The sequence below is a fragment of the Mariniflexile ostreae genome, assembly GCF_042427585.1.
Lineage (GTDB): Bacteria > Bacteroidota > Bacteroidia > Flavobacteriales > Flavobacteriaceae > Pseudalgibacter > Pseudalgibacter ostreae.
Map to the genome: position 1 here is coordinate 25812 of NZ_JBHMFC010000031.1, position 11176 is coordinate 36987.

7 protein-coding genes and 1 riboswitch are annotated in these 11176 nt (G+C 35.9%); of the genes, 5 read left to right on the plus strand and 2 right to left on the minus strand.

The window, feature by feature from the left end; all coding sequences use genetic code 11:
- Positions 1 to 10: 10 nt before the first annotated feature.
- Entirely contained in the window at positions 11 to 2017 is a 2007-nt protein-coding gene (locus ACFFU9_RS08385) for a TonB-dependent receptor plug domain-containing protein (RefSeq protein WP_379860953.1), read from the minus strand.
- Positions 2018 to 2118: 101 nt separating this feature from the next.
- Positions 2119 to 2301: riboswitch (cobalamin riboswitch) on the minus strand.
- Positions 2302 to 2671: 370 nt separating this feature from the next.
- Here ACFFU9_RS08385 and ACFFU9_RS08390 point away from each other — a divergent pair.
- Positions 2672 to 4570 (plus strand): beta-N-acetylhexosaminidase, encoded by a 1899-nt coding sequence (locus ACFFU9_RS08390; protein ID WP_379860954.1) that lies wholly within the window; start codon positions 2672 to 2674, stop codon positions 4568 to 4570.
- Between the two features lie 207 nt (positions 4571 to 4777).
- Here ACFFU9_RS08390 and ACFFU9_RS08395 read toward each other — a convergent pair whose 3' ends face one another.
- Positions 4778 to 5818: a glycoside hydrolase family 5 protein gene (locus ACFFU9_RS08395; RefSeq protein ID WP_379860955.1), complete on the minus strand. Its 1041-nt coding sequence runs from the start codon at positions 5816 to 5818 to the stop codon at positions 4778 to 4780.
- Between the two features lie 340 nt (positions 5819 to 6158).
- Here ACFFU9_RS08395 and ACFFU9_RS08400 point away from each other — a divergent pair, with 340 nt between their 5' ends.
- The 4 genes from ACFFU9_RS08400 to ACFFU9_RS08415 all read left to right on the plus strand — a co-directional run bounded on the left by ACFFU9_RS08400 (position 6159) and on the right by ACFFU9_RS08415 (position 10768).
- A complete protein-coding gene (locus tag ACFFU9_RS08400; protein WP_379860956.1) occupies positions 6159 to 7526 on the plus strand; it encodes a carbohydrate-binding protein in 1368 nt (455 codons plus the stop codon).
- A 69-nt stretch (positions 7527 to 7595) separates the two neighbouring features.
- Positions 7596 to 9794: a glycoside hydrolase family 3 N-terminal domain-containing protein gene (locus tag ACFFU9_RS08405; RefSeq protein WP_379860957.1), complete on the plus strand. Its 2199-nt coding sequence runs from the start codon at positions 7596 to 7598 to the stop codon at positions 9792 to 9794.
- Positions 9795 to 9963: 169 nt separating this feature from the next.
- Entirely contained in the window at positions 9964 to 10284 is a 321-nt protein-coding gene (locus ACFFU9_RS08410) for a hypothetical protein (protein WP_379860958.1), read from the plus strand.
- Complete coding sequence (locus ACFFU9_RS08415; protein ID WP_379860959.1) at positions 10232 to 10768, plus strand: T9SS type A sorting domain-containing protein; 537 nt, start codon at positions 10232 to 10234, stop codon at positions 10766 to 10768. Before ACFFU9_RS08410 ends, ACFFU9_RS08415 begins: the two co-directional genes overlap by 53 nt.
- The last annotated feature ends 408 nt before the right edge of the window (positions 10769 to 11176 follow it).

An 11176-nucleotide genomic window follows, 5' to 3' on the forward strand; every position in this document is an offset into this window, starting at 1 on the left:
TTTTTTTAATTTAAAATTCATAATTTAGGTTTAACCGAAAGGACCTACCGGGCATCGGGAAATTCTTTACGACCGCATACTGCTGGTCAAAAATATTATTAACTTCCAGTCCTATTTTTAAAGGATTTTCTCCAAAAAAAGGGATGGCGTAATTAGCAGAGATATCGTGTGTGTACCAAGGTTGCAAATAATTGGAGGGGATGTTAGCTTTTTGGCTGTAGCGCTCACCGGTATATATAAAACTGTAATTGAGAGCAATCTCCTTATAATCCATCATCATACTTAAACCCCCACTATGTTTAGGCACATAAGGAATCTGTTGCATAAAGCTACTTCCGCCAGGTGTTACATCTAAAGATTCTTGAAACGTATAAGTTAGGATTGCTGTATAATTAAAGCTAGAACTTAGCTTTCCTGAGTTAGTTATATTAGTTTCTACCCCGTTAGTTTCCACCTCATCAAGATTAAACATCGTCCATCTAAAAAGATTGGTTCCAGGAATGGCCACTATTTTATCTGTAATCCATATTTTATAAATATCGCTAGTAATATTAAAAACCATAGCTCCCACTTGTTTTTGCCAAGAAAAACCCAAATTAATCTGCTCTGAGTATTCAGGATCCAAAAAAGTATTGCCAACAAAAGTGTAATACAGATCATTGAACGTGGGCATACGAAACATCTTTTTATAAAACCCTCGAATTCTTAAGTCGGGTGTTGATAAGGGCTGGACATTAAACAGGATCGTAGGCGAATACTCTTGAAGGTCTTCTGCTGCCTCATAATACTTTACAGATTCATAGACCCCTGTACTTAAAAGACTTAATTGAATATTGAGCCTATCAAATTTTAAATCGGAAGCCAAAACATTTAGCAATGTGTTTCTTTTAGGATATGCAAATCGGTATAAATTGGCTTGCATGACGTTATGCTGAAGGTCTGTCGCAAAACTCAATGTCCAAAATGATTTAGCTTTATAGCTGTGTACTAAAGATAAATAATATTCTTGCTGATCGTATTCGTTATTCAAAAACCCAGTAGTAGTTACTATTTCAGGGTCTAAGTATCTGGAGAAATCTACAGCGTATTTACCACGTATTTTAACAGCATACTGCGCTCCAAATTTATGTTTATAATCTGCTTGTAAAAAATTATTCCTATCCCATAACCGTTGCGGACGTGCAAACCTATTGGCCACTATGACTCCTGGCAAACCTCTTTCAGAATTATAGTGGTAATATTTTAAGTTCCAGGTGTCCTCGTTTTTATGCCGGCCATGCATTGAGGCTTCTACTCGATAGGAGGTGACATCTGCATTATTCCTCACTGCTGTGGTATCGTAAACCCCATTGGAATACTGAAACTTATATCTACCATCTGCACGTACCATTTCAGTACTTAAGCGCGCAGAGACAGCTTTATTTATTTTGTAATTTAGGTTAAGTGACGGATTGAATAAGCCAAAAGACCCCGAACGCACGCCCATTGTTAATTGATAGTTCTTGCCTCTTTCAAATTTTGGTGTTTTTGTTTCGAGATAAATAGTGTTTGAGGAGGCATACGATTTTGCAGATTGTTGCAAATCTGTACGCTGACCTTGATACAGACTTACTTTCTCCATGTTTTCGAGGGAAAACTTACCGAGGTCGACTTGCCCATTTTGCGCATTCCCCAACTGAATGCCGTCGTAAAAAACACCAGTATGTTGCGATCCCATACTGCGAACATTCACTGTTTTTATCCCGCCAATACCGCCATAATCTTTGAGCTGTATGCCGCTAAAATAACGTAATACATCTGCCACACTTAAACTGTTTAGTTTTTTCAATTGCGCTCCTGATAGCGATTGCACTGGTACTGGAGATTTATGAGACTCATTTCTGCTTTTGAAATGATTTAAGAGCACCTCTTGTAATTCAATAGGAGATATCGTATCACGCTTTTGGGCCAAAAGTACTGTGGGACACAGAAAGAGTCCGACAAATACTATTTTAATAAAATTTAAATACCTCCTCATAATGACCTATTGCAAACGAGGAATAAAAAGAAAGGTAAACGACTTCGCTTATAATCGAAACGTTTATACATCCATTCCAAGCTTCAATCCCCGAAAGCCTTAAAGAATTAAAAGAAATGGCAGGTATTCTGACTTGCTTTATCCACCCGGCCTTCCCTTCTAAAAAGAAAGTGACCATTATTGGGCTTCATCAAAAAGCTTACAGCTGCGGGACAGTTCTGGAATTTCACCAGATTCCCATTTAATGCCCACATAAATGGGCAACCTTTTCTAAAATAATATGCAAATTTAGATATTCCTTTTAGAATATATGGGCTTTTAAAGCGCAAAATTCAAAAATGTATTTTAAATCCCAAGCTAGACTCATTTATATTAAATGAAAGTGACTTTAACCATCCAAACGTCTCTTTATTTACACCATTTAGCCTAAAACATCCTGTTTTTTCTAATAAACAAAACGGGTTCGAGTTCTATACCCTGCACATGTATGCCTTAAGAAGTAAAAGGCCTAATATAATTTTTAGCTTGACTTAAATATTATTTAAATTAATAACGCATGCAGAGTGCATTCTTATTTCTTATAAAGGTTTTATATTCGTTACTTTAGATTTTTTATATAAAAACCGACACTTACTTGCATTAATCGCTATAATTATGAAGTTTAAAATCGCTGTACTATATTTTCTACTGTTTTCAAGCCACTTTATTTTCGCCAAAGACAACATCTCAAAATATTTGCTTTTTTCACCTCAGAAAATAGAGGTTGGCGCTAGCGGCATCTCTATTGAAAAGTCGCAAATTAAAGCTTTTGAAAATTTCCTTGTATTAAGCATTCGTCAAAAATCTAGAGGAGAATGGCAGTTTTTAGCAGACAAAAAATACCTTAATGTTTGTTTTGAAGTAGACACTAATTTCACATATCACGATTACTATAAATTAACGATTGATACGTCTGGGATAAAATTAGCAGCGAAAAATGAAAATGCCTTAAAATACGGGAAGCAAACGTTATTACAAGTGCTTGAATACGCCAAGTCTGAAAATAAACCACTCCAAAAAATAATAATTGAAGATTGGGCTAATTTTGAAAGAAGAGGCTATATGCTTGATGTTAGTCGGGATAAAATTCCCACTATGGAAAGCTTGTATTTACTAATAGATCAATTGGCAAATTGGCGTATTAATGAATTACAGTTGTATACAGAACATACGTTTGCATATAAAAACCATGAAGTTGTTTGGAAAAACGCAAGTCCGCTAACTGCAATAGAAATACAACAGCTCAATGCTTATTGTTTAGAAAAAGGGATTGACCTGGTTCCCAATCAAAATTCATTTGGCCATATGGAAAATTGGTTAAAGCATGATGAATACCTTGAACTTAGTGAATGTGAAACAGACTGCAATACGATTTGGGGCAAACGAAAAAGAACAGCATTAGCACCCACCAATCCAAAATCTCTGGAATTAATGCAAGAGCTATATGCAGAGCTACTTCCTAATTTTACCAGTAAATATGTTAATATTGGAGGGGATGAAACGGTTGAGTTAGGCTTAGGAAAATCGAAAGCTTTGAGCAATAAAATAGGGAAAGGACAAGTCTATTTAGACTTTTTAGAAATGTTAAACACAGAAATAAACCTACACGGCAAACAAACCCTTTTTTGGGGAGATATTGTTTTAAATCATCCCGAACTAATTAAAGATATCCCCAAAAGCATGACAGCCTTAGTGTGGGGTTATGACGCCACCTATCCATTCGATAGAAATCTTGCAAAATTCCATGATGCAGGACTAGACTTTTACGTGTGTCCGGGCACCTCTTCTTGGCGTTCTGAAATTGGACGGAATAGAAACGGATTTAAAAATCTTAAGCATGCGGCAATTCAAGGGAAAAAATATGGTGCTAAAGGTTTTTTAATCACCGATTGGGGAGATTATGGACATTTTCAACCCAAATCAGTAAGTTATGCTACACTTCTATTAGGAGCTGGTTACGCTTGGAATTACTCTGATGCTGCCTTAGATCAATTACCTGCGCGTCTTAATAAATATGTTTTTGAAGACCCTACAGGCTATACAGCTAAAGCGCTACTAACCCTAGGGGATTCTTATTTAAAAGCACAGATACCAGAAGGCAATGCGAATGCGTTCCATCTAATGATTCGCAGATACAACTGGACTATGAAGGGACATTACCAAACAAAAAAACTAAACGAAAAAGGACTTTTAGCTGCTAAAAAAGAAATACTCAAAGGATTGGATTTTTTAACTAAAGCAAAACCAACCGCCGTGGATAGTAAAATTATTATAGAAGAATCTAATCAAGCTGCCCATTTAGCTTTATTTGGGATTAATCTAGGTGTGGCACGTTTGAAAGCTAAGGGAATGAAGACAGAAAACATCCCCAAGAGCACGAGACAAGAACTAGCAAATGAATTAAAAGATTTAATAGAAAATCATAAAACGATTTGGCTTGTAAGAAATCGCGAAGGTGGTCTTAGCGACTCTTCAAGTAAATTGGAAGACTTGTTAAATTTCTTAGAGCAATAATGAATCGAATTTAAAGCGCTCATTTTATTAACCATCAAAATATTTACTATTTAAAGAATTATAAGAGACACTCTCCTGTTAAAAGAAGCGCTCGGATTCAAATATGTATGCCAACATTCATTCTATAGGAGCACGTTCTTCTCTTTTAAGCAAAAAAAGAGCTAGTCTTTTTATACAATAACCTAAAATGAAACCCTCATACTTGTTTCAATCTTTTCTCATTAAAACATTCACTAAGTCTTTATCCAATTTATTGGTTTCAGAATCTACAATTCCAAAATTCCCTTTATAATCCCAGTTTGCCCAAGCCATGTCGTTATCTTCAAAAACACTTACCATATCGCGGTACCATTGCAACCTGTCCTTTTTTCGTGTTGTAGGTAAGCTTCCAAATTCCCCACAATATAATGGTAAGTTATATTTTTTGGCAATTTCTAGAGGCCCCTTCATTCTTTCGAGAAGATATTTTTTTGAATAATTTGCACTGTCCTCTAAAAGAGCTTCTACTTGTTCTTTTGTATAAGCTGCTACATCTTTTTTATCAACTGGAATTCCAGGATATTTAACAGACCCCTTATAAAACCCCACTCTTTTACTCCAAGGCGCTTGGTAATGCGTAAAGACATGCGGACTATAAAAATGAAAGCTTAAAATAATATTCGGATCATCCTTAGGGATTTCTAAATCCTTAAAAGTATCCACAGATTGCCATTTATTAGACCCTATCACAATGGTACGGAAAGGTTCTTTTATTCTTATTTCCATAAAGGTTGCAAATAGTAATTCATTCCAACTTTCAGGATTATTAGCTACGGGTTCATTTAAAATCTCATAAGCCACCAAGCTATTTGGATACATTAACAATTCTGAGGATAACTGCTTCCATAAACCCACAAACTTCTCTTTCTCGTCAACACTGTCCCACAGCGCATTATAATCATTATTAAAAAAATGTGAACGCACGATATGCAAATCGACTACAACTTTTAATTTGTTTTCTTTAGCCCAATGTATCGCATTGTGGAGTGATTGAAACGCCAAAGGATGTTTCTGGCCATTTTCATCCCACATGTTTTTTTCGTCAATGGGCAATCTAATGTGGTCGTACCCTAAAGACGCAATCAACGCCATATCCTCTTCAGTAAAAAACCGAAGCCTTTCTTCCGCATTCCTATTCGTTTGGGAGAGCCAATGGCTAATATTCACCCCGCGCTTTATACTAAATCTGGATTGTTCTAAATTAGACACGTTATTTTGCGCAAGGCATTTTAAGTTTTGGAAAAACCCAAGCAAAACTGCAAAACATAAACATCTTGATATTAATTTCGTATTAATCATAATCATGGTTTAAAAACAATACAAATCTATCTTTATTTAAAAAGAATCATTCTGTCAAAAATCCTTCTTAAGGGGTGCTAATATTCGTTATCATAAGTTTAAGCCATTTACGTTCAACATATCGCATGGATGACTGCTATTTTAAGAAAAACACATATCAACCCCTTTACAAAAACTATGAGACACCTTGTGTATTAGAATATTTTCAATATTTGTATTTGATAACTAAACTTCACTAAAAAAAATAATTATGATTTTAAAAAATACCAGCACATTTAAATCGTACGGTCTAATGGCTTTAATATTCTTTAGTTTTCTTTCTTGTGAAGATGATATTAGAGAAGTGACTCTTTACGAAAAAGGAACCCTAGAAGCCAAAACCTCATCCACAAGCATAAACGTTGGAGAAGTAGTTTCTTTTGAAAACCTTTCAACCAAGGTACAAAGTTTAACGTGGACTTTCGAAGGCGGTAACCCCGCAACATCTTTCAACCCCAAAGTAGAGGTTACCTACAACCAATCTGGTGTCTATAAAACGACACTTGAAGTAAAGTACATTGACAATCAGATAGAAAAAGAAGATTATTTTGTAGAAGTATCCCCATTGGCTGTAGAGCCCCAAAGCCCTTACGGAGGCTCACCTAAAGTTACTGAAACAAAAATTCAGTTTGAGGATTTCGATTTCGGCGGAGAAGGCATATCATATCATGATACAGAACCAGAGAACAAAGGCGACGCTCATTACCGATTTGGCCATGGTGTGGATATTAAGACCACTCTTGATGAAGAAGGTAAATACGACGTTACATCTATACAAAATGGTGAATGGTTGGAATACTCTGTTTTTGTTGAAACAGCTAGTGTCTACGATTTTAACTTTAGACTTTTGGCTGATGATAGTGGAAGTTCTATTAAAATCCAGGATGTTAATGGTGGAACCGTTACAGACTTAGGGTCAACAGGCCTCATTGAAAGTACAGACAGCGCCTATAAAACCATAAAAGCTGAAAACATTACATTAAGTGCAGGACAACATGTTATTAGAATTCTGTTTTCTGGCAATGGCATTGACGCCAATTACTTTGAAATTATCAACACCGTATACGTACCACCAGTACAGAAATTTGGAATATATACAGAAAACACAGACCTTATAGGTTCGGTAAACGTGCAATTAGAGGTTAATAACCAATTTGCCATTAACACCATAACAGACAATCCTTACGAAGGCAGTAAAGCCTTGAGTTTTACTATTGATGGTACCGCAGATTGGGCCATGGCATCTATAATACCCGACAGCCCAATTGACATATCCAGCTATGCAACTTATAATGTAGCGTTAAAATCTACCAGCAATGGCACCATACTCATCAGGTTACAAAGCGGTGGCGGACAAAAAGCAATCTTAACTTTTGATGCTGCTAGTGAGCCTTATGGTTTTAAAAGAGATGGAAATTGGCATTTCCTCTCCATACCAATAGCTGATTTTGTAGCAAAGAACCCTGCTATAAATTTAAATGCTATTACAGAACTATTAGTTTTTAGAAGTTCTCCAGACGATGTTAGAAATGCCAATAATTATAATTTTTATTTAGATAATTTTTACTTATCTAAATAACATCACCTAAATATTAATGAAAATTCCGCAAAATTAAGGTTTTGCGGAATTTCACTTTTTTAAATACAAATGAAAAAGCTCATAACCGCTTCCTTTTTAATCCTTACCTGTACTTTATTGTTTTCACAAAACAAAACAGCACTTTATAAAAACAGAACAGCACCTATAGAAGAGCGAATAGCAGATTTATTACAGGTTATGACCTTAGAAGAAAAAATTCTTCAAATGAACCAATGGGCTTACGGAAAAAACGACAATCCGAATAATTATGAATCTAAAATTAAAGATTTAAACCCCAACATAGGGTCTTTAATATATAGGAGTACCGATCCGAAATATAGAAATTTTATTCAAAAAAAAGCTATGGAGGAATCACGGCTTGGCATTCCCATAATTTTTGGTTTTGATGTGGTTCACGGCTATAGAACCATTTTCCCCATTCCATTAGCACAAGCATGTTCTTGGAATACCGCTTTAGTGAAAAAATCTTGTGAGATTGCAGCTAAAGAAGCTTGGTTAACGGGTATAGATTGGACATTCTCACCTATGGTAGATGTGGCGCGAGATCCGCGCTGGGGAAGAGTTTCAGAAAGTTACGGAGAGGACCCTTATGCCAATTCTGTTTTTGGCGTGGCAGCCATAGAGGGCTATCAAGGCCATAAGCTCTCAGAAAAATTTACAATTGCAGCATGCCTGAAACACTATGTAGGCTATAGCTTATCAGAAGGTGGAAGAGATTATCACTATAGCGACGTTTCTAGCCAAACTCTTTGGGAAACCTTTATGCCACCCTTTGAAGCAGGGATAAAAGCAGGGGCAGCTACAGTAATGAGTGGGTTTAATGACATTAGTGGTATTCCTGCTTCTGCAAACCACTACACCTTAACAGAGATTCTTAAGGATCGATGGGGGCATGATGGTTTTGTTGTTTCAGATTGGGGTTCTATAAAAAACTTAATTTACCAAGGCGTTGCCAGAAACCCAAAAGAAGCGGCATTAAAAGCCTTCTTATCGGGTGTGGATATGGATATGGTAGACGATTTATATTATGACAACTTACCAACATTGGTTGCAGAAGGAAAAATAACCGAGCAACAAATAGACGATACCGTTAAAAGAATATTAAGATTAAAATTCCGATTAGGTCTCTTTGATCAGCCTTATGTAGATGAATTAGATGAAAAAGAGCGCTACCTTCAACCAGAAGACCTTTTAACAGCAAAAGCGTTGGCCGCAGAGTCTATGGTGCTATTAAAAAACAAAAACGAACTCCTTCCTATAAAATCACACTATAAGAACATCGCGATAATAGGCCCTATGGTAAAGGATTCTATTCATATTATGGGGTTTTGGGAAGGAAAAGGTCGACCTGAAGATGTAGAGACCATTCACGATGGCTTAATTAAAGAGTTTGGGACACAATTAAACTTGCACTATGCTAAAGGCAGTGATTTTGATGGCAACGATACTTCTGGCTTTAAGAAAGCTAGACAAGCAGCAAATAAATCTGATGCTATTATTGTTTTTCTAGGTGAAAAAAGAGATTGGAGTGGAGAGAACGGGTCTCGCTCCACTATCTCACTTCCTAAAATTCAAGAACAACTTGTTTTAGAGTTAAAAAAAACAGGAAAACCTCTTATTCTGGTTTTATCTAGCGGACGCCCTTTAGAATTGTTCCGCTTGCATCATGAGGCCGATGCTATTATTGAAATGTGGCAACCTGGCACCACTGGCGGTTCTGCTATATCAGGCATTCTTTCTGGTAGGATAAATCCATCTGGGAAATTAGCTATAACATTTCCCCAAACTACGGGACAAATTCCCATGACTTACAACATGCGACCATCTGCAGTGCCCAAAAGTGGCCACTATCAAGACATTCCTGCAGAGCCATTATATTGGATGGGACATGGATTAAGCTACACCACATTTGACTATAGTCCTATAAAATTATCGTCAACTACATTAAAAAAGCAAGACACCTTAATTGCACAAATTGAAATTACAAATAAAGGGGATAGAGCAGGAAAAGAAGCTGTGCTTTGGTACATCTCAGATCCTGTAGCCAACATTTCAAGACCAGTAAAAGAACTAAAATACTTTGAGAAAAAAAATATAGAAAAGGGAGAGACAACATTATACCGTTTTGAAATCCAGCCACATCGCGACTTGAGCTATGTGGACGGCAATGGTAAAAGACATTTAGAGACGGGTGAATATTTTGTAATGGTAGAAGATCAAAAAGTCTCTTTTAAAATTGTAGAATAGCAATACGTTTTTGTAAGGGTTTAAATACATGATTAATGACAACGTGTATCTGTAGGTTTTTTAATTTACAAGAAACACATACATACCCCTAAATGAGAACAATACAGTCCCCCTAACCTGATATTGTTTAATACTTTTGAGTTCATTTAATCTTTAAACCTCTATTATTATGAAAAAAATTACATGTCTTTTTACTTTATTAATCTGCGCTTTAGGGCACGCCCAAACGACCCTAGGCTATTATACAGAGCGCGCTGTTACAGCTACTGTTGTACCACAGAATCTTAACACTGATGCTATGGGCATAAATACTGAGTTTTCAGATTCTGGTACAGATGGCGGCTCTTATGTGATAGAAGCAAAAGCAAATACTGTTGGCACAAACTACCAAGCCTATTTTAACTATCCAGGAAGCCCAGATCAAGACTTAAGTGCTTATGATGCACCATGTTTCTTTAAGATCAACCAGCGTACAAGCAACCGTAATTAGGTTAGAAGATGCTGCTGGTAAACAAGCAAATTTTAACCCAGAAACCTATGGGTTCGTCTACGATGGAAACTGGCACAGCTTAGTTATTCCATTTACCGATATAACGGCACAAAATGCAAGTTTTAATTTCGGTAACGTTAATAATATTTTTATGGTTAAAAGCACTCCTGGTGAAGGAGGCTTTGTTGTTCCTGAAACGTATGTTTTTTACATTGACGATGTTTATTTTTCTTCGGGTGTATTAAGTACCTCTAAATTTGAAGTCGGAAAAATTAGTGTGTACCCTAATCCTGCTAATGCTGAAATCAGTATTAAATCAAACAATAAATTAGATTCTGTTGTAATATATAATCTTACTGGACAAAAAGTGCTAGAGTCCAATACCACAGAAAACGTGAACATCTCAACATTAAAAGCAGGGATGTATTTTATAAATGCCACTTCAAATGGTGTAAGTACAAGCTCAAAGTTTATTAAAAAATAAGTTGTTTTTAGAATCTATATAAATCAATAGCCACCATACGTGGTTATTGATTTATTTTTTGGTGTTAGTTCGAAAAAAACTTTCACAAGTATTAAAAGATATGTTTATTTTAATCTTATCACAATCCCTATAACGTTCACTCTTTAGGCCGTTATTTACAGTTAAAGACCGTTGCAAGGAGTTATGTGGTTTTTAAAATATTCGTATCTTTTTTTCATGGAATTGGTCTCAATAAATGCTAAAATGGATTAAAAGTATCATGATCAATAAAAAACCAAATTACTCCATATTAGATAAATTAAGGGTATTCATCCGAGCAACTACGTCTTTTATGACATGATCTGGCTTTTTACCTTTGGTGGCATAAACTATATGTATTATGACAAAAAAGGAGAATGATTTGTGGAT